Source organism: Candidatus Koribacter versatilis Ellin345 (genome assembly GCF_000014005.1).
Taxonomy (GTDB): domain Bacteria; phylum Acidobacteriota; class Terriglobia; order Terriglobales; family Acidobacteriaceae; genus Korobacter; species Korobacter versatilis_A.
On record NC_008009.1, the window covers coordinates 2,108,566 to 2,129,595 of the forward strand.

Annotated in this window: 20 protein-coding genes; 16 read left to right on the top strand and 4 right to left on the bottom strand. The window is 58.4% G+C overall.

The genetic code is table 11. From position 1 onward, the window contains the following. Positions 1-119 precede the first annotated feature (119 nt). The gene (locus tag ACID345_RS08905) at positions 120-1,562 is read left to right on the top strand and encodes a C45 family autoproteolytic acyltransferase/hydolase (protein ID WP_148210058.1); all 1,443 of its coding nucleotides are present in this window, start codon (positions 120-122) and stop codon (positions 1,560-1,562) included. A 13-nt stretch (positions 1,563-1,575) separates the two neighbouring features. Here ACID345_RS08905 and ACID345_RS27195 read toward each other — a convergent pair whose 3' ends face one another. Further along, entirely contained in the window at positions 1,576-1,923 is a 348-nt protein-coding gene (locus tag ACID345_RS27195; protein WP_011522541.1) for a hypothetical protein, read from the bottom strand. Between the two features lie 140 nt (positions 1,924-2,063). Here ACID345_RS27195 and ACID345_RS08915 point away from each other — a divergent pair, with 140 nt between their 5' ends. The 11 genes from ACID345_RS08915 (at position 2,064) to ACID345_RS08965 (ending at position 14,915) form a co-directional block, all read left to right on the top strand. Continuing rightward, positions 2,064-3,038 carry a 4-hydroxy-3-methylbut-2-enyl diphosphate reductase gene (locus ACID345_RS08915; RefSeq protein ID WP_011522542.1) on the top strand — a complete coding sequence of 325 codons (975 nt, stop codon included), beginning with the start codon at positions 2,064-2,066 and terminating at the stop codon, positions 3,036-3,038. Between the two features lie 13 nt (positions 3,039-3,051). Next, positions 3,052-5,025 carry a squalene--hopene cyclase gene (shc, locus tag ACID345_RS08920; RefSeq protein WP_011522543.1) on the top strand — a complete coding sequence of 658 codons (1,974 nt, stop codon included), beginning with the start codon at positions 3,052-3,054 and terminating at the stop codon, positions 5,023-5,025. A gap of 3 nt (positions 5,026-5,028) precedes the next feature. Further along, positions 5,029-6,015 (top strand): hopanoid-associated sugar epimerase, encoded by a 987-nt coding sequence (gene hpnA / locus ACID345_RS08925; protein ID WP_011522544.1) that lies wholly within the window; start codon positions 5,029-5,031, stop codon positions 6,013-6,015. Beyond that, entirely contained in the window at positions 6,015-6,722 is a 708-nt protein-coding gene (locus tag ACID345_RS25335) for a 5'-methylthioadenosine/S-adenosylhomocysteine nucleosidase (protein ID WP_011522545.1), read from the top strand. The genes hpnA and ACID345_RS25335 overlap by 1 nt, the downstream gene beginning before the upstream one ends. Positions 6,723-6,735: 13 nt before the next feature. After that, a complete protein-coding gene (locus ACID345_RS08935) occupies positions 6,736-7,860 on the top strand; it encodes a zinc-dependent dehydrogenase (protein WP_011522546.1) in 1,125 nt (374 codons plus the stop codon). A gap of 8 nt (positions 7,861-7,868) precedes the next feature. After that, complete coding sequence (locus tag ACID345_RS08940) at positions 7,869-8,906, top strand: zinc-binding dehydrogenase (RefSeq protein ID WP_011522547.1); 1,038 nt, start codon at positions 7,869-7,871, stop codon at positions 8,904-8,906. 19 nt (positions 8,907-8,925) lie between these two features. Then, positions 8,926-9,879 (top strand): squalene synthase HpnC, encoded by a 954-nt coding sequence (gene hpnC / locus ACID345_RS08945; RefSeq protein ID WP_083763702.1) that lies wholly within the window; start codon positions 8,926-8,928, stop codon positions 9,877-9,879. After that, positions 9,840-10,826, top strand: a complete 987-nt coding sequence (locus tag ACID345_RS08950; RefSeq protein WP_228370755.1) for a phytoene/squalene synthase family protein — start codon at positions 9,840-9,842, stop codon at positions 10,824-10,826. The genes hpnC and ACID345_RS08950 overlap by 40 nt, the downstream gene beginning before the upstream one ends. After that, positions 10,823-12,268, top strand: coding sequence for a hydroxysqualene dehydroxylase HpnE (gene hpnE, locus ACID345_RS08955; protein WP_011522550.1), 1,446 nt, complete (start codon positions 10,823-10,825; stop codon positions 12,266-12,268). Before ACID345_RS08950 ends, hpnE begins: the two co-directional genes overlap by 4 nt. 113 nt (positions 12,269-12,381) lie before the next feature. After that, positions 12,382-14,061 carry an FAD-dependent oxidoreductase gene (locus ACID345_RS08960; protein WP_011522551.1) on the top strand — a complete coding sequence of 560 codons (1,680 nt, stop codon included), beginning with the start codon at positions 12,382-12,384 and terminating at the stop codon, positions 14,059-14,061. Between the two features lie 59 nt (positions 14,062-14,120). Next, positions 14,121-14,915, top strand: coding sequence for a class I SAM-dependent methyltransferase (locus ACID345_RS08965; RefSeq protein ID WP_011522552.1), 795 nt, complete (start codon positions 14,121-14,123; stop codon positions 14,913-14,915). On the opposite strand, the gene cutA is transcribed toward ACID345_RS08965, so the two are convergent. After that, the gene (gene cutA, locus ACID345_RS08970; RefSeq protein WP_011522553.1) at positions 14,908-15,225 is read right to left on the bottom strand and encodes a divalent-cation tolerance protein CutA; all 318 of its coding nucleotides are present in this window, start codon (positions 15,223-15,225) and stop codon (positions 14,908-14,910) included. The genes ACID345_RS08965 and cutA overlap by 8 nt on opposite strands. A 114-nt stretch (positions 15,226-15,339) precedes the next feature. Here cutA and ACID345_RS08975 point away from each other — a divergent pair, with 114 nt between their 5' ends. From ACID345_RS08975 to ACID345_RS08990, 4 genes are all read left to right on the top strand, one after another. Then, complete coding sequence (locus ACID345_RS08975) at positions 15,340-16,743, top strand: phosphoglucomutase/phosphomannomutase family protein (protein WP_011522554.1); 1,404 nt, start codon at positions 15,340-15,342, stop codon at positions 16,741-16,743. 3 nt (positions 16,744-16,746) lie between these two features. Further along, a complete protein-coding gene (locus tag ACID345_RS08980; RefSeq protein ID WP_011522555.1) occupies positions 16,747-17,112 on the top strand; it encodes an FtsB family cell division protein in 366 nt (121 codons plus the stop codon). Positions 17,113-17,242: 130 nt separating this feature from the next. After that, positions 17,243-17,563, top strand: coding sequence for a hypothetical protein (locus ACID345_RS08985; RefSeq protein WP_011522556.1), 321 nt, complete (start codon positions 17,243-17,245; stop codon positions 17,561-17,563). A gap of 9 nt (positions 17,564-17,572) precedes the next feature. Beyond that, positions 17,573-18,208: a LysE family translocator gene (locus ACID345_RS08990; RefSeq protein WP_011522557.1), complete on the top strand. Its 636-nt coding sequence runs from the start codon at positions 17,573-17,575 to the stop codon at positions 18,206-18,208. Here the strand turns inward: ACID345_RS08990 and ACID345_RS08995 are convergent. Together ACID345_RS08995 and ACID345_RS09000 are read right to left on the bottom strand one after the other, a co-directional pair. Continuing rightward, entirely contained in the window at positions 18,205-18,975 is a 771-nt protein-coding gene (locus ACID345_RS08995; RefSeq protein ID WP_011522558.1) for a thiazole synthase, read from the bottom strand. The genes ACID345_RS08990 and ACID345_RS08995 overlap by 4 nt on opposite strands. A gap of 78 nt (positions 18,976-19,053) precedes the next feature. Then, a complete protein-coding gene (locus tag ACID345_RS09000) occupies positions 19,054-20,898 on the bottom strand; it encodes an aryl-sulfate sulfotransferase (protein ID WP_011522559.1) in 1,845 nt (614 codons plus the stop codon). Positions 20,899-21,030: the final 132 nt, after the last annotated feature.

The window sequence follows — 21,030 nt, forward strand, 5'->3', positions numbered from 1 at the left end:
TGCTCGCGGAGCCGAACGCTGGAACCACAACTATCACGTCAGTACTTTCGCGCAGCTTATTTCGCGGTGGCGGCTGGAGTTACACTCTTTGCCAAGTTCCTGGAGGGCAGGCCGTGGGTATGAAGTCTCGGGTTTGGGTGATGTTATTGGTTCTCCTGGCTTCGGCTGGCGCATTCGCGACCAAGGGCGATCCGATCAAGGCGCGCCTTGGGCGTTCGTATCGCTTCGAGCGCGGAGGATGGGTCTATGTTCACCTGGAAGGCAAGCCAGCGGACCTTGGGTTCCAGCAGGGCTACCTGCTGTCAGCGGAGATCGAAGACGGTTTCAAAGTCGTGCAACTGAGAGACACCCATGTCAGCAAGCACGACTGGGACTTTTTTCGGAAAGTCGCCCATGACATCTTCTGGCCGAAGATCGATCCCGAGTACCAGGCGGAGTTGAAGGGCATCCAGGAGGGGCTGGCGGCGAAAGGCTCGGAGCTCACCCTCGACGATGTGGTCGCACTCAATGGCATGGAAGAGATTGCTGATTACTACGTTCCGTACCTGAACCGGCTGCAAGGCAAGCTGAATCCCAAGGGCGCGGTGGCGCAAGGGAACTGCAGCGCGTTCGTGGCTACGGGTAGCTATACGGCCGACGGCAAGATCGTGATCGCGCACAATAACTGGACGTCGTACATCAGCGGCGAGCGCTGGCGGATCATTTACGACGTGGTGCCCGAGCATGGCCTGCATTTCATCATGGATGGCTATCCGGGGACGATCACCAGTGGCGACGATTTCGGTATGAACTCGGAAGGCCTGGTGGTGACGGAGACGACGATCTCCGGCTTTGCCGGTTTCGATCCGGCAGGGAAGCCGGAATTTGTGCGTTCGCGCAAGGCGATGCAGTATGCCAAGGACATCGATCAGTGGATCAAAATCATGCAGGAGAGCAACAACGGCGCATATGCGAATGACTGGCTGCTGGCGGACCGCAAGACCAACGAGATTGCGCGCGTGGAACTGGGTCTGCTGCACTCGGCGGTGGATCGGTCGACGGACGGCTACTTCGTTGGCTCGAACTTCCCGACTGATGATGCTTTGATTCACGACGAGACGAACTTCGATGTAAAAGATGCCAACAGCTCGCCGAATGCGCGGCGCAAGCGTTGGGAACAGGTCATCCAGCAGAACAAGGGCAAGATTGATGCCGACTTGGCGCGCAATTTCATGAGCGACCACTATGACGCCTTCGACAGCAAGAAAGAGGCGGACCTGCGATCGTTATGTGGGCACGGCGATACCGATCCGCGCGCCGAGAAGGTGTGGGAGCAGGATCCGTTCGAGCCGATGGGCGCAGTGAATGGCAAGACGGCTGACTTCCAGATGGTGAAGAGGATGAGCTTCTATGCGCGGACGGGGCATCCGTGCGGCGAGAAGTTCAAAGCCGAGCAATTCCTGAAAACGCATCCGGAATTCAATTGGCAGGCGCCAGTCCTACACGACATGGTTGCCGGTCCCTGGGTCATCTTTACGGACCACGACTCGGAAGACAGTGACGACGCGGACGCCGGGAATTAATCGGAGACAACCGCTAGCTGTCCTTCCGGTAGAGCAAATCGCGGATGGCCTGGCGACGCTCGGCGTCCGCTTCATTCTTCGCCCGGCGTTCGACCGCGTCGAGGCGCTCTTTGCCGGACTCGCCAACGTTGTCGGACTCGGTGCAATCAGGGCAGCGGTTGGCGAAGCCTGGCTTGTCAGGCCTAAGCTCAAATTTTTCACCGCAAACAACGCACTTCTTAATCGGGAAAGCCATGGGACCCACCATGCGTGAAATCTCAAAAAATTCTAAATCTCGAAGCGGCCGCGTCAACAGTCCCGGCAACCCTTCTTTCAAAAGTGTAAACGACCCTGCTGCCAGGCCAAAAGGTGCCGAATCCATTCACCTCTGGAAAACGTCTAACCAGTGCTAACTCATGGGCGTTCCGTGGGTTAGGCTGCCCTGGCAGGGCGAAACCCTTATATTCTGGAGGGTGGGGAAGTCCGGCTGAAACCCGGCAGAGCACGTATACTGGATGGCAGATGAGTTTCGATCAAACTGACAAGACTTTACTGTTGCTGAAGCCACGCGGCTTCTGCGCTGGGGTGGTTCGCGCCATCGACATCGTTCGCATTGCCCTTGAGGCGTTCGGGGCGCCGATTTATGTGCGCAAAGAGATTGTGCACAACCGCTACGTCGTGGACGACCTCGCCAGCAAGGGTGCCATTTTCGTCGACGAAATTGACGAAGTTCCCAATGGACAGCGGGTGATTTACTCCGCCCACGGCGTGTCACCGGAAGTCCGCGAGGCAAGCAAGAAGCGCGGCCTGCGCGTGATCGATGCTACTTGTCCGCTGGTCACCAAGGTCCACGTAGAGGCGATCAAATTTGCTAAGGAAGGGCACTCGCTCGTCTTGATCGGCCACCACGACCACGATGAGGTCGTCGGTACGCTCGGCGAGGCGCCGGATGTCACGTACGTCATCTCGACGCCGGAAGAGGTCCAGACGCTTGAGATTCCCGATCCGAATCGCGTGGCCTATCTGACGCAGACCACTTTGAGCCTCGATGAAACCGTGCACGTGATCGCTGCGCTCAAGCAGAAGTTCCCCAACATTAAAGGACCGCACGCGCAGGATATCTGCTACGCCACCGAAAATCGCCAGACGGCGGTGAAGGATGTATCCGCTGAATGCGACCTGTTGCTGGTGGTGGGTTCGGACAACAGCTCGAACTCGAACCGGCTGGTGGAAGTGGCGCGCAATCTTCGAACCAAGTCTCATCTCATCGAGAACTTCAAGGCGATTCAGTCAGAGTGGCTGGAAGGCGTCCGCACGGTTGGGGTGACCGCGGGTGCGTCGGCACCGGAGATCTTGGTAGAGCAGGTCGTCGAGTTCCTGACCAGTAAGGGCTACACGAACCTGAAGGAAGTGGAAGTTATGCCGGAGAATGTGCGCTTCGGACTGCCGCCCGAGATTGTTGCAGCCATTGGGTCGGCCCCGGCAGCGGCACAGTAACGCCGGAGAACCGATGGACGACAGACATATTCAATCGGAAATAACGTTCGGCAAGATTGACGGCATCCGCGAGCGCATTCAACAGGCGATGGATGCCGCCAAACGGTATCTCTTCTCGAAGCAGGATCCCGAAGGTTTCTGGTGCGGTGAACTCGAAGCCGACACCACGCTGCAATCCGATTACATCGTGATGCATACACTGCTCGGCACCGGCGATCCGGTGAAGATGCAGAAGGCCGGGAAGCAGATCCTGCAGCACCAGAATCCAGACGGCGGGTGGAATATCTACCCCGACGGCCCTTCGAACATCAGCGCGGCTGTGAAGGCGTATTTCTCGCTCAAGCTGATCGGTCACAAGCCCGATGAGCCGGAGATGACGAAGGCCCGGGAGTGGATCCTGGCCCATGGCGGCGTGACTGCCTGCAACACATTTTCGAAGATGTATCTCTGCTTTTTCGGCCAGTACGACTACGACACGGTTCCAGCTATCCCGCCGGAGATCGTGCTCTTTCCGAACTGGTTCTGGTTCAACCTGTACGAGATATCGTCGTGGTCGCGCGGCATTCTTGTCCCGCTCGCAATCTGCTACGCGAAAAAACCATTCAAGAAAATTCCCGACGAAGCAAACATCGACGAGCTGTTCGTCGAAGGGCGTCACGCCAATTTGCATTTGACCTGGGACAAGAAGCCTTTTTCGTGGCGGAACTTCTTCCTCGTGCTTAACAACATGGTGCACTTTTTCGAGCGCGTGCACGTGCGTCCGCTGCGCAAGCTCGCAATGAAGCGGGCAGAGAAATGGATGCTCGAGCGCCTCGAGATGAGTGACGGACTCGGTGGGATCTATCCTGCGATTTTGAATTCAATCATTGCGCTGCGCGCACTTGGATATTCCACGGACGATCCGCAGGTGATCCGTGCGATGGACGAGTTCGAGAAGCTCGGTATCGAGGAAGACGACACATTCCGCATGCAACCGTGCATGTCACCAGTGTGGGACACGGCATACGCGCTGTATGCGCTTGGCGAAGCCGGCGTGCCGGGCAGCGATCCACGCATGCAAAAGGCCGCTGAGTGGATGCTGAAGAAGCAGGTGACGCACAAGGGCGATTGGGCGGTGAAAGTCCGCAACGTGCAGCCGGGTGGCTGGTACTTCGAGTTCAATAACGAGTTCTATCCCGACGTGGACGACACCGCTCAGGTGATTCTGTCGCTGAACCACGTGCGGACATCCAACGAACGCTACCAGGACGACACCGTCAAGCGCGCTCTCGACTGGCAACTCGCCATGCAGTGCAAGAACGGCGGCTGGGCCTCGTTTGATAAAGACAACAACAAGATGGTCTTCCAGTACATCCCGTTCGCTGACCACAACGCCATGCTCGATCCGGCGACGGTCGACATTACGGGACGCGTCCTGGAAGCCCTCTCGCATCACGGGTACTCGCTGAAGGACAAAGTTGTGCAGCGCGCCGTCAAGTTCATTCAGAGTGAGCAAGAACCTGACGGTTCCTGGTTTGGTCGCTGGGGCGTGAACTACATCTACGGCACCATGCTTTGCCTCCGCGGACTCGCGGCGGTCGGCGTGGATCACCACGAACCCATGGTGCAACAGGCAGCCGAATGGTTGCGTATGGTGCAGAACCCCGACGGTGGTTGGGGCGAAAGCGTGGGCTCATACGACGATCCGAAATTGCGCGGGCAGGGACCGAGCACGGCCTCGCAGACAGCATGGGCTGTAATGGGGTTGCTGGCGGCGAATGATCTGCGGAGCGATTCGGTGACGCGCGGTATCGCGTGGCTGCTTGAGAACCAAAAGCCGAATGGATCTTGGTGGGAAAAGTGGATCACTGGCACCGGTTTCCCGCGCGTGTTCTACCTCAAATACACCATGTACGCCGAGTATTTCCCGCTCATCGCTTTTGCCGAGTATCTGCGGCGTTTGAATACGCCGCTCGATGAGAAGGTGAAGCTCGGACCACAGGCGTAGCTCTTGAAAGCTTTCGTTACAGGGGCGACCGGATTCGTAGGCAGTCATGTGGCCGAGCTGTTAGAGGCCATGGGTGCCGAGGTTCGTGTGCTTACGCGCAAGACGAGCCGTAGCGAGAACCTCGAGATGCTGAAGGCCGAGCGTATCGTCGGCGATCTGCGGGATTTCGACTCGCTGAAGAAAGGCATGGCTGGCTGCGAGGTCGTATTTCATGTCGCGGCCGATTACCGGCTCTGGACGCGCAATCCGGAAGAGATGTACGCCTCGAACGTTGAGGGGACTCGATCAATCATCCGCGCCGCGCAGGAGACCGGAGTTCGGCGAGTGGTCTATACCTCGAGCGTGGCGACCATGGGATTCGGCTACAACGGTTACATCGTCAATGAAGCGACCCCCGTGCATGCTGGAATGATGATCGGCCACTACAAGAAGTCGAAGTTCCAGGCCGAGCAGGTGGCGCTGGAAATGGCACAGGCCGGAGCGGATGTGGTGATTGTGAACCCGAGCACGCCGATCGGAGAGCGCGACATCAAGCCGACACCGACTGGCCAGATCGTTGTGGACTTTTTGAAGAAGAAATTCCCCGCTTACGTGGATACGGGCCTGAATCTGGTGGATGTCCGCGAGTGCGCGCAGGGTCACATCAACGCGATGGAGCGCGGACGCAGTGGGGAACGATACATTCTCGGGGGCGAGAACCTGACGTTGAAGCAGATTCTCGACAAGCTTGCTTCGATCTCGGGACTGCCCTCACCGAAGGTAAAGTTACCTTATGCTGTTGCGCTCGCGGCCGGCGCGGTGGATACCGTTGTTACCGGCTACATCCGCGGGAAAGAGCCGCGAGCGAATCTTGACGCTGTGCGCATGGGCAGGAAGAAAATGTATGTCTCCTCTGCTAAGGCGGAGGCGGATCTTGGTTACAAGGCAGGGTCTGCGAACGACGGGCTACGCCGCGCGGCGGAATGGTTTCGCGCCCATGGGTACGCATAATGGCAGGCCGTGTCGCGATTGTTTGTGCCATGCGGCAGGAAGTCAAGTCGCTGGTACGTGGCTGGCGCAAGGTCCGCGAACGCGGGTTGACGTTCTTTGAAAGTGAACGGGCGGTGGTGGTCGTGGCTGGCATCGGAACCGCACCCGCGGCGATGGCATCCATGACGTTGGTCGCGCGTGAGCAGCCAAGTTGCCTGGTTTCGGCAGGGTTTGCGGGAGCGTTGCGGCGCGACCTGAAAATCGGAGATGTGTTGGTCCCTAGCACAATCGTTAATGTTGCGACCGGGAAGCGCTTCACCAGCCAATCGCCGGAATCGGGCGGAACGATTGTCAGTGGTCGCTCCATCGCCGGCGAAGATCGAAAGCGAGAATTGCGCGAAGAGTTCGTCGCCGACGCTATCGAAATGGAAGCCGCAGGCGTTGCGAGCATCGCTGATTCCTGCGGACTGCCGTTTTATGCCGTGAAGGCGATTTCGGACGAGGTGGACTTTCCCATGCCGCCGATGAACGAGTTTGTGGACACGGGGGGCACGTTCCACGCTGTGAAGTTTGGAGCGAAATTGCTGTTTCGCCCGTCCTGGTGGGGCCCAACTCGGGCCTTAGCACGGAATAGCCATAAGGCCTCTATGGAGCTTTGTAAAGCGTTGGAGCATCATATTGAGCAGTTCAGCAATCACGAACAGGGAGCATTGAAGCCGCAATCCTAGCGGTGCGTACTTTATGTCGACTGCGACACAAATTGGCAATGAGAAGGATGAGGCGATTCCCGCTTCGATGAAAGCTGCGGTGTACCACGGCCTCAATGATGTCCGCCTCGAGACTGTACCGGTGCCCGAGATCGGGCGTGGGGAAGTGCTCATCCGGGTTGCGTCTTGCGGTATTTGCGGCACCGACCTAAAGAAGATCTCGACGGGTTCCCATTCCGCGCCCCGCATTTTTGGCCACGAGACTGCCGGAGTCATTGCTGCAGCTGGCGACGGCGTGACAAAGTTTCAAGTCGGCGATCGCGTTCTCGCCTTCCACCACATCCCATGCCAGGAGTGCTACTACTGTCGACACAAAGTGTTTGCGCAGTGTCCGACATACAAAAAGGTCGGGGTCACGGCAGGCTACGAACCAAGCGGTGGGGGATTCTCCGAGTATGTGCGAGTAATGGACTGGATCGTGGATCGGGGCGGCGTAGTGAAACTCCCTGATCATGTTTCGTATGACCTCGCAACCTTCGTGGAGCCGGTGAACACCTGCCAGAAGGCTATTGAAACGATGGCGCTTAAGTCTGGGGAAACGGTGTTGGTGATCGGCCAAGGTGCAATTGGCATGATCTTGGCGTTCCTGGCACAAAGGGCCGGAGCAACGGTGATTACCTCCGATTTGTTCCCACAGAGGCTTACAATAGGAGAGTCTCTGGGGCTGAAAAACGGGATAGATGCCAATCAGACAGACGTTGTGGCCCATATGCGCGACCTTACGGAAGGACGCGGTGCCGATGCGTCGATTTTGGCGGTTCCGGTGAACGGCTTGATCCGCACGGCTATGGACGCGGTCCGGCCCGGCGGTAGAGTGATGTTATTTGCGCACACTCAGCGCACGGAGGCGAAGTTCGACCCTTCCGCGGTGTGTATGGATGAGAAAACGCTGCTGGGTTCGTATAGCGCTTCAGTAGATTTACAGAAAGATTCGGTAGATTTTGTATTCAGCCGCGAGATGGACCTGGAAAAGTTGATCTCGCATCGCTTCCCGCTGGAGCAGGCGGTGGAAGCTTTGCAGTTGGCGGCGCGCCCGCAACCGGATTCGCTCAAGATCATGATCGAACCTCGTATGGCGTGGGAAGGACAGGCGAAGTGAGCAAAACGATGACGGCCGCAGTCCTCTATGGCAAAGAGGATGTTCGCATCGAAAAGGTGCCGGTTCCGAAAGTCGGTGAAGGGGAAATCCTCGTCAAGGTGCAGGTTGCCCTGACCTGTGGCACCGACGTAAAAGTGTATCGTCGCGGTTACCATGCCCGGATGATCGTGCCCCCGGCACTGTTCGGCCATGAACTCGCCGGCATTGTGGAAGAGGTTGGGCCCGGAGTAAAGCGCCTGAAAAAAGGAATGCGCGTGGTCGCGCTCAACTCGGCACCTTGCGGGGTCTGCTTTTACTGCTCCAAGCACCAGGAAAATCTTTGTGAAGACCTGCTCTTCAATAACGGCGCTTATGCCGAGTACATTCTGATTCCGAAACGCATCGTCGAGAAGAACCTGCTCGTGATTCCGGATGGCGTTAGCTTCGACGAAGCTGCCGTCATCGAGCCGCTGGCCTGCGTGCTGCGCGGCCTGCATGAAACCGGTATGGAAGTCGGCGACACCATTACCGTCATCGGCGCTGGTCCGATCGGCCTGATGTTCGTGAAGGCAGCCTCGATCTCTGGCTGCAAAGTGATTTCCGTTGTAAAGCACGACGAGCAAGTGGAAGCCGCCAAGAAAATGGGCGCGCACAAAGTTGTGCAGATCACGAAGGTGGACGATCCAGTGAAGGCGGTCATCGAGCTGACACCGGAGCATCGTGGCTCCGACATTGTGATTGAAGCGGTTGGGCGACCGGATGCGTGGGAGTGGACGATTGATATGGTTCGCAAGGGCGGCACCGTGAATTTCTTCGGTGGCTGCGCCAAAGGAACCAAAGTCAACCTGAACACCGAGCGCCTGCACTATTCGGAGATCACGCTGAAGGCCACGTTCCATCACACCCCGGAAACAGTGCGCAAGGCGTTCGCGTTGATCGCAGAGCGCAAGATCAAAGGCTCCGATTACATTACCGGGGAAGCGCCATTGTCGCGCCTGACACAGGTGTTCAAGATGATGATTGAGCGCGGCGGCGAGATCAAGACCGCGATCATCCCAGGACACTGATCTTCAATAGTTAAGTCGCATGGCGAGTTACATACAGCATCCAAGCGTGCCCGTTGATACCAATCAACACGTGGAAGCCGGGTGGGATCGTTTGCCGCTCGAGTACGCCATTCCGGCGACGGCGCCTTCGCTCGCCGAAGCGCAGGCCTATTGCAAGCGCCTCGCGACCAGCCACTACGAGAACTTTTCCGTCGTCACCTGGTTCCTGCCCAAACATCTGCATCAGCAGTTTTTCAACGTCTATGCGTACTGCCGCATCTCCGATGATCTCGGCGATGAGGTCGGCGACACCCAGCTCTCGCTGAAATTGCTCGACGAATGGGAGCACGAGCTCGATGCCTGCTACGATGGCACCCCGCGGCATCCTGTATTTGTCGCCTTACGCGAGACCGTTCGTGAGTTCGAAATTCCAAAGCATGAATTTTCCGACCTGCTGATCGCTTTTCGCCAGGACCAGACCATCACCCGTTTTCCGACCTTCGACGATGTCCTTGCCTACTGCAAGTACTCGGCAAATCCCGTCGGACATCTCGTGCTTTACCTCTGTGGCTACAAAGACGCCGAGCGCCAGCAGTTTTCCGACTACACCTGCACCGCGCTGCAACTCGCAAACTTCTGGCAGGATGTCTCCGTCGACTATGGCAAGGGCCGCATCTATCTTCCGCTCGACAGCATGCAGAAATTTGGCGTCAGTGAAGACGACATCGCAAACCGTCGTTCCACGCCGCAGTTCCTCGAACTGATGAAGTTTGAAGTCGCCCGTGCGCGCGAGTGGTTCGCCAAAGGCCTGCCGCTGGTGAAGATGGTCAACCGCGAACTGGCTCTCGATGTTGAGCTCTTCTCGAATGGCGGCTTGGAAATTCTGAACGCGATCGAGCGGCAAGGTTACGACGTGCTCAAGTCGCGTCCGGTGATCTCGAAGCCAAAGAAGCTGTGGCTAGTCCTGCGCGCGGCTGCGGGGAAGCTGCTGTGAGCGCGGAGAAGAAACAACATCCGCTGCAACTCTCGACGGCCTACGCCGTGTGCCGCCACATCACGCGCTCGCAGGCCAAAAATTTCTACTACGCATTTCTGGTGCTGCCACGCCGCAAGCGCAACGCGCTCTGCGCTGTGTACGCGTTCATGCGCCACGCCGATGACATCTCCGACGACGAAGCCATCCCCGTTCTCGTTCGTCGCGAAAAGCTCTCTACATTGCTCGACAATTTCCATCGCGCAATTGCTGGCGAACCCACCGACGACCCCGTCCTGATCGCGTTAGCCCACACGCAGAAGACCTACGAAGTGCCGATGGAGTGGCTCGACAAGCTCGTCTTCGGCACCATGATGGATCTGCACGACGACACGCCCGCAGTCACAGAATCAGTAGCAGCTGAGGGCGGAAGCACGGCCGTCCTGACCAAACGCATCCTCACCTTCCCGACATTCGACGACTTGTATGCCTACTGCTATCACGTGGCTTCCGTCGTCGGACTTGTCTGCATCAAGATCTTCGGTTACCGCGATCCCAAGGCTGAGAAGCTCGCAGAGCGTACCGGCATCGCGTTTCAGTTGACCAATATCATTCGCGACGTGAAAGAAGACGCCGCAATGAGCCGCGTCTATCTGCCCGAACGTGACCTGCAGACCTTCGGCATCACTCCCGAAGCCGTTGCTGCTTGGCCGACGTTGGAGCAGTTGCAGCCCGTGCTGCAACTCGAAGGCGAGCGCGCAATGGGCTACTACCAATCGGCGCAGGAACTCGTTGGCTTGATTGACGACGACAGCCAACCCGCGCTCTGGGCGCTGGTCGAAATCTATCGCCAACTGATGGAGAAGATCGCCGCGAAGAAGTACGACGTCTTCACCGACCGCGTGCGCCTCACCACGGGCGAGAAGCTCAAGATCGTCGCAAAGGGGCTCGTGCGTCGCCTGTCATGAGCGCCACTCTCACCGCAACCCAATTGAAAGCAGAGCAACCGACGGGCAAGAAGGCACGTGTGGCCATTGTCGGCGGCGGTCTCGCCGGCCTCGCAGCCGGATGCGCCCTCGCGGACGCCGGCTTCTCGGTGAAGCTCTTCGAGCGCAAGCCGTTCCTCGGTGGACGCGCGTCGTCCTATCAGCATCCCGCTACCGGCGAAGTCGTGGACAACTGCCAGCACGTGCTGCTCGGCTGCTGCACCAATCTCCTCGACTTTTACAAACGCCTCGGTGTCGAAGACCAGATCCGCTGGTTTGAGCAGTTGACCTTCATGCTCCCCAACGGCAAAGCTGGAACCATCGAGCCTTCCGGCCTGCCCGCGCCGCTCCACGCCTCGCCGGCGTTTTTGAAGTTCAAAGTGCTCAGTCTCGGCGATAAGCTTTCTATCGCGCGCGCCATGCTCGCGCTCATGCGCGGACTGCCGAAAGAATCCGGAGACAATTTCCTTTCCTGGCTCAAGCGCCACGGCCAAACCGAGCACGCCATCAATCGCTTCTGGGCGCCGGTGTTGATTAGCGCGCTCAATGATGATCTCGACCAGGTTTCCGTTCGGTACGCCGCGATGGTTTTTCGCGAGTCGTTCCTGAAGTCGGCGGAGGCAGGGAAGATGGGCGTTCCTGCGGCGCCACTGAGCGACATCTACGGGCGTGCCGGCGAATACATTGAGAAGCGTGGTGGCGAAGTCGTGTTGCGAGCCTCGGTAGACCAACTCACTTTGCAGGATTCGCGCGTTCTGTTGCGCGTGAACGGCGAGCAGATCGAAAGCGATTATGTCGTTCTCGCAGCGCCCTTTTTCGAATCCGTAAAACTGCTCCCAGAAGCCGACAGTGAGGGGCTCCGCTCACAGATTGGCGAACTCAAGACCGTGCCGATCACCGGCATTCACTTTTGGTTCGACCGCGAAGTCACGCCGCTGGAGCACGCTGTGCTTCTCGATCGAACCATCCAGTGGATGTTCCAAAAGTCGAAGCTCCTCCGCGGCCAACGTGACGAAGGCGCGCCTCTCGCTGCCGGTAGCCACATTGAACTCGTAGTGAGCTCTTCCAAATCGCTGCTGACCATGGGCCGGAATGAGATTCTCGATCTCGCGTTGAAAGAGTTCTACGAGTTCTTTCCGCAGGCTAAAGAAGCGCGCGTCCTGAAGTCGGCTGTGATCAAAGAGGTGCACGCCACGTTTTCACCCGCGCCGCAGGGAGATCGCTACCGCCCGCTCCCAATCACGCCGTGGCCGCGTATTTTTCTAAGTGGCGATTGGACTGCCACTGGCTGGCCTGCCACCATGGAAGGTGCAGTGCGCGGCGGATACCTTACGGCAGAAGCGTTGAGTTTCGCCACGGGAAATCAACGCAAGTTCCTGGTGCCTGATCTCGGCGCCAAGGGCCTTATGAAACTGTTCCCTTAGAGACTTTGGTCTCGGTTGCCTGCACATTTGAATCCTTAGCGCACGTTTGTGCGTCTTACACCCGATAACGTGTCGGTGTGGTCCGACGCTAAACTGTTACGCCGGAGCGAACCATGTCCACTTGGCCGATACCCAGTAATCCCGACGCAACCACCGACATCTTTCCAACCCTCGCCGAGAGTGAGATTGACCGCCTGCGCGCATTCGGCAAGATCCGCCAGGGCCGATCCGGCGATATTCTTTTCGAACCCAATACCCCGAACATACCGTTCTTTGTTGTGCTTTCCGGCGAAATGGAAATCGTTCAGCCAACGAGCGAGGGCGAGCGTTCGATCGTCGTGCACACTCCCGGACACTTCACCGGCGAACTCAACATGATCTCCGGTCAGCGCAGCCTCGTGCGCGCTCGAATCTCCAAACCGGGCGAAATCCTTGAGATCACGCCCGACGCCCTCCGCTCCATCATCAACAGTGACGCCAAGTTGAGCGAAGTGTTCATGCGCGCCTTCATTCTGCGGCGTGTTGCGCTTGTGCGTGCGGGTTACGGAAACGTCGTCGTGCTCGGCTCGCGCTACTCGGCAACCACGCTCCATATCCGTGAATTTCTCGGGCGCAACGGTTATCCCTATACGTACATGGACCTCGATACCGACAAAGGCGCGCAGGAGATGCTCGATGCCTTCAAGGTGACGACCAAGTGCATTCCGGTCGTGATCTGCAACGGGCGCACGGTCATGCGCAATCCATCCACAACTGCGTTGGCGAATTGCCTCGGCTTCAACTCCAGCGTTGACACAAAGCAGTTGCGTGATGTGGTCGTTATCGGTGGAGGCCCGTCGGGATTAGCCGCCGCGGTGTACGGCGCATCCGAAGGGCTGGATACATTAGTCATTGAATCGGAAGCTCCCGGTGGTCAGGCGGGTTCAAGCTCGAAGATCGAGAATTATCTCGGATTTCCAACCGGAGTCTCCGGGCAGGAGCTTGCCTCACGCGCGCTCACCCAGGCGCAAAAATTCGGCGCCAAGATGCTCATCGCCAACCAGGTCGTCGGCGTCCGTTGCGATGAGCGTCCTTACGAAGTGCTCCTTGAAGACGGCAGCCGCATCGCCACCCGAGCAATTGTGATCGCCAGCGGTGCGCACTACAACAAGCCCAACATTCCCAACCTGAAGCAGTTCGAGGGCAACGGCGTTTACTACGGCGCAACATTTCTCGAGTCCCAGCTCTGTGGCGAAGAAGAAGTCATTGTCGTCGGGGGAGGGAACTCGGCAGGACAAGCAGCCGTGTACCTGTCGCAGACCGCGCGCAAAGTCCACATGCTGGTGAGATCTGGAAATCTTTCGGACACGATGTCGCGCTACTTGATCCAGCGCATTGAGGAGAACCCGCGCATCGATCTGCGGATTCGCACCGAGATCGCCGCGATGCACGGCGAGAATCACCTGGAAAGCGTGGAGTGGATCAACCGCGAGAGCAACACGGTCGAGAGCCACGACATTCGGCATGTGTTCATCATGGCTGGCGCATCGCCGCGCACCGAATGGTTGCAGGGTTGTCTTGAGATGGACGACAAAGGGTTCATCCTCACTGGCCGCGACCTCGATCCTGTCAACGGGAACGGGCACCTTTCAAAGTGGCCCCTCCGCCGCGAGCCTTACATGCTTGAGACCAGCCTGCCGGGCGTGTTCGCCGTGGGCGATGTCCGCGCAAACAACGTGAAGCGGGTGGCGTCGGCGGTGGGCGAAGGTTCCATCGCAATTTCGCTCGTCCATCGCGTGTTGCCGGAATTGTAAGCTGCAGGAAATTGCATCGACAATTGTCGATATCGTGCGACGAGTATTAATCTATTTGCATGGCTTCGCACCCCCGCGAATGGAATTCCACGCAATATCACCAGCTCTCGGACCCGCAGTTTCAATGGGGATTGAAGGTCCTCGACCGCGTTATGTTGCGCGGCGACGAAACCGTGCTCGACGCCGGATGCGGCACCGGGCGCGTGACGGCAGAACTGACGCGAAGGTTGCCGAAAGGGCGCGTCATCGCCTCCGATGTTTCGGAAAACATGCTTGCCGGTGCGCGGGAGCATCTTCACTCCCAGTTCAACGGACGCGTGAGCTACGTTCGGGCAGACATGGCGGATTTACCGCTGGAGAACGAAGTGGACATCGTCTTCAGTACCGCGGCCTTTCATTGGGTGAAGGACCACGACGCTCTTTTCCGTAGCCTGTTTCGCGCTCTTAAGCCCGGCGGCCATGTGGTTGCGCAGTGCGGTGGCGGCCCGAACCTGGAGATCATTCGGGGACGCGCCGACCGCCTGATTTCCGAAGACCGCGTTTTGCGCAGCGCGATGGTGGCATTCGAAAATCCTTGGGTCTACGCGTTACCGGAACAAACTACAGGACGCCTGCGCCGTGCCGGCTTCGCGGATGCCGAAGCCTGGCTGCAATCGACGCCTACCACCATTGACGACCCCGATCGGTACCACGAGTTTCTGCGCACCGTAATCCTGCGGGCGCACATCTCGCACATGCCCTCCGACGCTGCAGAACATTTGCTTGAACGGATGACCGAGCTCGGCGCGAAGGATAAACCGGCTTTCACGCTCGACTATTGGCGACTCAATATCGACGCCAGAAAAGCTAGCTGACGCTCTCCCGAATCCACCCGAGATAAGCCTCGCTGCCACTTTCGACGGCAAGTACTACGAATTCGGGCACCTCGTAAGGATGGAGTTTCAACAGGCGCTCACGCAGTGCGTCTACCTTGCCGGCTGCGGTTTTGATCGTCAGTACATATTCGAGTGAGTGGTCCATCTTGCCCTGCCACCAATAGATCGACTCGACTGCCGGTGCGACGTTCACGCAGGCCGCGAGCTTCTCCTGCACGAGCGTTTGGGCGATCGACATCGCGGTCTCGTGCACTGCGACGGTGGTCAAAATGATTCTCGCATCGGTCATGGCCACTGATTCTGCGGCTTCCACAGCTCTCAACGCAAGCCGACGGGCTACAATGTTTTTTCGGTCAAGCGGTCGAATCCAACCCGCCTGTGTTTTCGGCATCGAAGGCTAGCAATGGCAACGCAGATTAAGTTTGGGACCTCGGGATGGCGTGCCATCGTGGCCGAGGATTTTACCTTTGCAAACGTCCGCCGCGCCGTTACCGGCATCGCCAAGTTCGTCGCCAGGCGCGACCAGCACCCGTCGCTTATCGTCGGGCGTGACCCGCGCTTTCTCGGCGAAGCGTTCGTCGCCGAAGCGGCGGCAATCCTTGCCAGCCACGGTGTGAAACCGTTCGTGATCAACGACGCTGCGCCCACGCCCGGCATCGCGTGGGAAATCATGACCCGCAAGACTGGTGGCGCTATCAACTTCACCGCTTCGCATAATCCGCCGGAATACAACGGCATCAAGTACTCCACCCCCGACGGCGCTCCCGCCTTGCCTGAAACGACACAGGGGATCGAGGCCGAAATCGCCAAGCTCGACGCCGTGGATCCCGTGAAGCCGAACTCTTCCGACCCTGAAGCTGAGACCATCGACATCAAAGCGAATTACCTGTCGCGTTTGAAGGAGGTCGTTGACCTCGCCGCCATTAAGAAGTCCGGCCTGAAAGTCGTCTACGACCCCCTATGGGGCGCAGCCCGCGGCTATCCCGACAGCCTGCTTCGCGATGCCGGAGTCTCCACCGCGACTGTCCACGATGTTCGCGACGTTCTGTTCGGAGGACACGCTCCGGAGCCTGATGATCATTTGCTCAACGACCTCCGCGCCAAGATGAAGGAAACTGGCGCTGGCATCGGCATTGCCACCGATGGCGACGCCGACCGCTTTGGCATTGTTGACGCCGACGGGACCTTCATCCAGCCCAACTACATCATCGCCCTGCTATTCGACTATCTCGTCGAAACCCGCGGCTGGAAGAACGGTGTCGCAAAATCTGTCGCGACCACGAACCTCGTAAACGCCCTTGCCGAGCATCATAAGGTGGAGCTGCACGAAACGCCGGTCGGCTTCAAATACATCGGCGAACTGATCAAGCAGGACAAGATCGCCATCGGCGGGGAAGAGAGCGCAGGATTGTCGATCCGTCATCACGTTCCCGAGAAGGACGGCGTGCTTGCCTGCCTTCTCTGCTGCGAGATGGTTGCGAAACGCGGCAAGCCGATGGGCGCACAATTACACGAACTATTTGGCAAGGTTGGTTCCTTCTACCCCGAAAGACAGAACTTCCACTTGACGCCGGAGCAGAAAGAGACGTTCACTAAAAAACTGAAGTCCGAGCCGAAGGATTTCCACGGCAAGCGTGTCGTTGAAATCAATCGCAAGGACGGACTGAAGCTGGTTCTCGACGACGGCTCCTGGGTTTGCTACCGCGTGAGCGGTACCGAACCGGTGGTCAGGGCATACACCGAGGCGCGCAGCGAGCAGGGTCTGAAGGATCTGAGCGCCGCCGCCAAGCAGTTCGTATTTGGATAGAAGATGACATTTGTAGAACAGTGGCAGGAAGTTTGGGAGCAGTGGAAGCGCAAGGCAGCCATCGTCGCCACGGCGCTGCTGACCTGCGCCGTCTTCTATCACGTCGTCTTCGGCGCCAACGGCTGGATGGTGTACCAGAAAAAGAAAGCCGAGTATCAGCGGCTGCAAGGCGAGTTCCAGAAGCTCAATACCGAAAACGCCGCGCTCCAGAAGGACGTGAAATCGCTCAAGTCGGACAAGTCTGCCATCGAGCGCGAGGCTCGCGAACAGTTGCACTATACCCGCCCGGGTGAGGTGGTATACGTCATGCCTCAAGCCAAGGCTGGGGGCGGCAATCCTCCTGCCGTTAACACCGCGGAAAAGCACTGACACCACAGAGTAACCGCTTACTTCACAAGCAAAACTTTGGCAATTTGTTGACCGTCCTCGCTCGCGTTACCAGACGCTTTTGTGATATCACACTTCCGTGGCGGGATTCTCTCCCTGGAGACCAACAACAATGAAGAAGGTCGGTTTCGCTCTATGTCTCTGTTCGCTCATGGCTGTATCCGCGTTCGCGAAAGACACCACCTACGCCGGTTGGATCAGCGATGCGAAGTGCGCTGCAAAAGGCGCCAATGCAGCCCATGAAGCCTGCGCGAAGAAGTGTGCAGAGGCTGGCGAGAAGCCTGTGCTCGTCACCGACGCCGATGGCAAGGTCGTACCCATCGACAACCCCGATGCCGTGAAAGACGTCCTCGGCAAGCATGTGGAAGTGAAGGGTTCGATGAAGGGCGGCACCGTCCATGTCGCTTCGGTCACGCCCGTGGCCGGGAAGTAAAATTGCCGAATGGATTTTCATCTGTACATGGCGTTCGTATTCACGAGCGCCATTGTTATTTGCACGCCCGGTCCCACCGTCCTATTGGTGATCGCCGACGCTCTCGCGCATCATAAGCGCCATGCCTGGAGCACCGTCCTCGGTGTGGGCTCGGGCGACCTGGTAGGAATGTCGGCGTCGCTCGCCGGTGCGGGCGCTCTCCTGCGTGCCTCGGCAACGGCATTCGATGTCCTCAAGATCATCGGCGGCGCCTACCTGTTGTACTTGGGATTACGATCGATTCTCTCGGCGCGCACCCAGTCCACCATGGCCCACGAAGAAGCCGCAATTGCCCAGGTCCAATCGAGCAAATCGCGCTTCGTCACCGCCTTCACTGTTACGGTTACGAATCCCAAGCTCATCCTGTTCTTCGTTGCCTTCGTACCGCAATTCATCGCGACGACGCACTCCTTCGTTCAGCAATCCGCGATCTACATCGCTACCTTCGACATCATGGCGATGATCAATGCGACGCTTTACGCGTTCGCTGCGCGCTCTGTCGGCGCCAAGTTGGAAAGTCGGGAGAACCGGGTCAGGGTGAGTTATGCCAGCGGCGGCATTTTGATCGCCGCCGGCATCGTTGTGCTTGCGTTGCGTTATCGCTAGCGCGAAACGCCTTCCAGCGGAGAACTCGCCGTCGCGTAGAGTTTCTTCTGCATCCGGCCTGCGAGATAAGCCTGCCGTCCTGCGATGACCGCGTTCTTCATCGCTTCCGCCATTAGCACCGGGTCATCCGCCCCGGCGATACCGGTATTCATCAGTACCGCATCCGCACCAAGTTCCAGCGCGATGGTCGCATCACTGGCGGTACCGACGCCCGCATCCACGATCAGCGGAACGGTCGTGATCATTTCGCGAAGGATCGCCATGCTCGCTTTGTTTTGGATCCCCAGCCCGCTGCCAATCGGCGCGCCCAAGGGCATAATCGCCGACGCTCCAGCGTCGAGCAGCCGCAGCGCAACCACCGGATCATCCGAGGTGTAAGGCAGGACGGTAAAGCCTTCCTTCACCAGCACACGCGTCGCTTCGATGGTCGCCTGCACGTCGGGGAAGAGCGTCTTCTGGTCGCCGATGACTTCGATCTTCACCCAATCGCTAAGCCCCACTTCGCGTCCGAGCCGTGCGGCACGAATGGCCTCATCAGCGGTGTAGCAGCCCGCAGTGTTCGGCAGCAGGAAGTACTTCTTCGGGTCAATAAAGTCGAGCAGCGACTCTTTGCTGCGATCGAGGTTCACACGACGCACCGCGACGGTAACCATCTCGGCGCCGCTGGCCGCAATGGCGCGAGCCGTTTCCTGACCGCTCTTGTATTTGCCTGTGCCAACGATCAATCGGGAAGAGAACGCTTTGCCTGCAATGACGAAGGAATCCATGCAGACATTGTAAATTCGCCGACGTCGCTACGCATCGTCAAGCGTCACAAATCGCGACGATTCCAGCGTTTTCCGTGGCTACCACTGCACCCCCGGATACAAGCTCGGCATCCGGTTCGCCCGGTAGAGATTCTGTCCGGTGACTTTCAATGTCCACACCGTCTGTGGCGTACCGGTCACGGTGACCTCGTCTACCTCGGAGTCGTTGCCCAACGCGCAGAGATCGAACTCAAGATTTCCATTATCGAGTACGGTTGTTCCGCCGCCCCACACAGAGAACTTCGATGGATCGATCGCGTCGCGCCACAAGATCGTCGCCGTCTTAGCAGCTTCGTCCACGTGATAGATCGGGATTGCCGTGTAGCAGCCTGTACCAGTGCATGCGGCCCCCGGCGTGAGCTGCCGATTGTAGCCGTTGTCCATCAAGGTGAGGTCGAACATGGCCGCCGTGGACGAACTCACAAACTGCGGCTGGTGCGACCCGAAAAACCAATCCTGCGGCTCGGTCCCATTAACCAGCTTGAAGTCGCCCTGATATCCAAGCCGCCACAGAATTTTTCCCGTGCCCGCACCGTTCCGATAATCCACCTTCACAACCCAATTCTGGTGGCGAATCGACACCAGAAGATTGCCGTCATCCGGCTCATAAACAATTGCGTTGCTGTGCGTCCAATCCGGATAACCATCGGGCGCGCGTTTCACGTCGAGCGTATCGAACTCGCTCCACGTCCACACGACCTTGCCGCTCGGGTCCACGTCCACAATCACGTCGCCGAGAACCTTCGTTCCATCGCCCTGCCCGGGCAAGCCGTCGAAGCTTTTGTAGGCATTGGCGAGCGCCAGCCAGTGTCCGTTTGGTAGCACGGTCACCGCGTGATGCAAATCCACCAGGCTGATTCCCGACAGCTGCGCGTTGATTTGATCCAGCGTCACATCGCGTACCGGCACGCCGCCAAGATTGAATTCGCGGAGCAGGATGGGATCACCCGATTTTGGTGCCACAGCCGAACTCGTCCCAATCAGCGCGAGAATGTTGCCGTCCGGCAACACGTGGAAGGATTGCAGCAGTGCATTGGTCGTACGTTCGGGATAGTCATACGCCCAAACGACGTTGCCCTCCAGATCAACCGCGTACGCCTCGATAAAGTTAGTGCTCGCCGTGCTGAATCCCGGATTCAGGAACTCGATCCCTGACTGCGGTGTTCCACTGCTCGTTGCGGTGATCGGCGGCAGCGTACCGCTGGTGATCTTCGTGGTCGTGAATGTCTGGTCCATCGCCGTTTCGCCGCCGCTCGTCCGAGCGCGCATGTGATACGTCGAGTTCGCACGCATCCCGGCGACATAGATCGTCACGGGAGAGCCTGCGCTGGGCGTCACCGCCGAAGTCTCCAGCCCGTAATTGGTGTCCGGACCGAACTCGATGTGCACGTCACCCGAACCCTGCGGCGCATACGTATAGAGCGCTACCAGAGGACTGTCGGTCGCAGTGACCAGGCTCTGTCCCGGTGTGAGTTGTACGCCGCTGCCGGTGAGCGATATCTGTTGGTCATTCACCGACAACCCCAAATCCAGGGTCGCCGTCGCGCTGTCGGTACTCGTTGGTGTGAATACCACGACCACCGAGCACGTTCCATGGGAAGCCAGCTTTGTCCCGCATCCCACGTCCGGAGCGATGGAGAAATCTCCCGACCCGCTGAGTTTCGGCGCAACCGTAACGTCGTTGTCGCCGGATGCGGTCACATTCACCGCGATCCTTCGCACTTGCGTTCCCATCGCCACCTGGCCGAAGTCCACCGATGAATCGCTCACGCGAGCTGAAGTGCTGCCGCACCCGGCAAGCCCAATCAAAAGTGCTGACGCGGAAACCGAAACAAAAATGCGATGGAAGTGCGAGCGGCTTCGAGCGGGAACAGTGGCTTTCATGGTCACGCGGCGCCTCGAGTTTTGGTGGGATGAAATTGGGGGAATAGCCATTCCGTGGACACTGTAGCGCTTAGATGCCACCTGAATTGCCGGTGTTTCGTCGCAAAATGGTCAAGATTTGTCGCCGGAAGG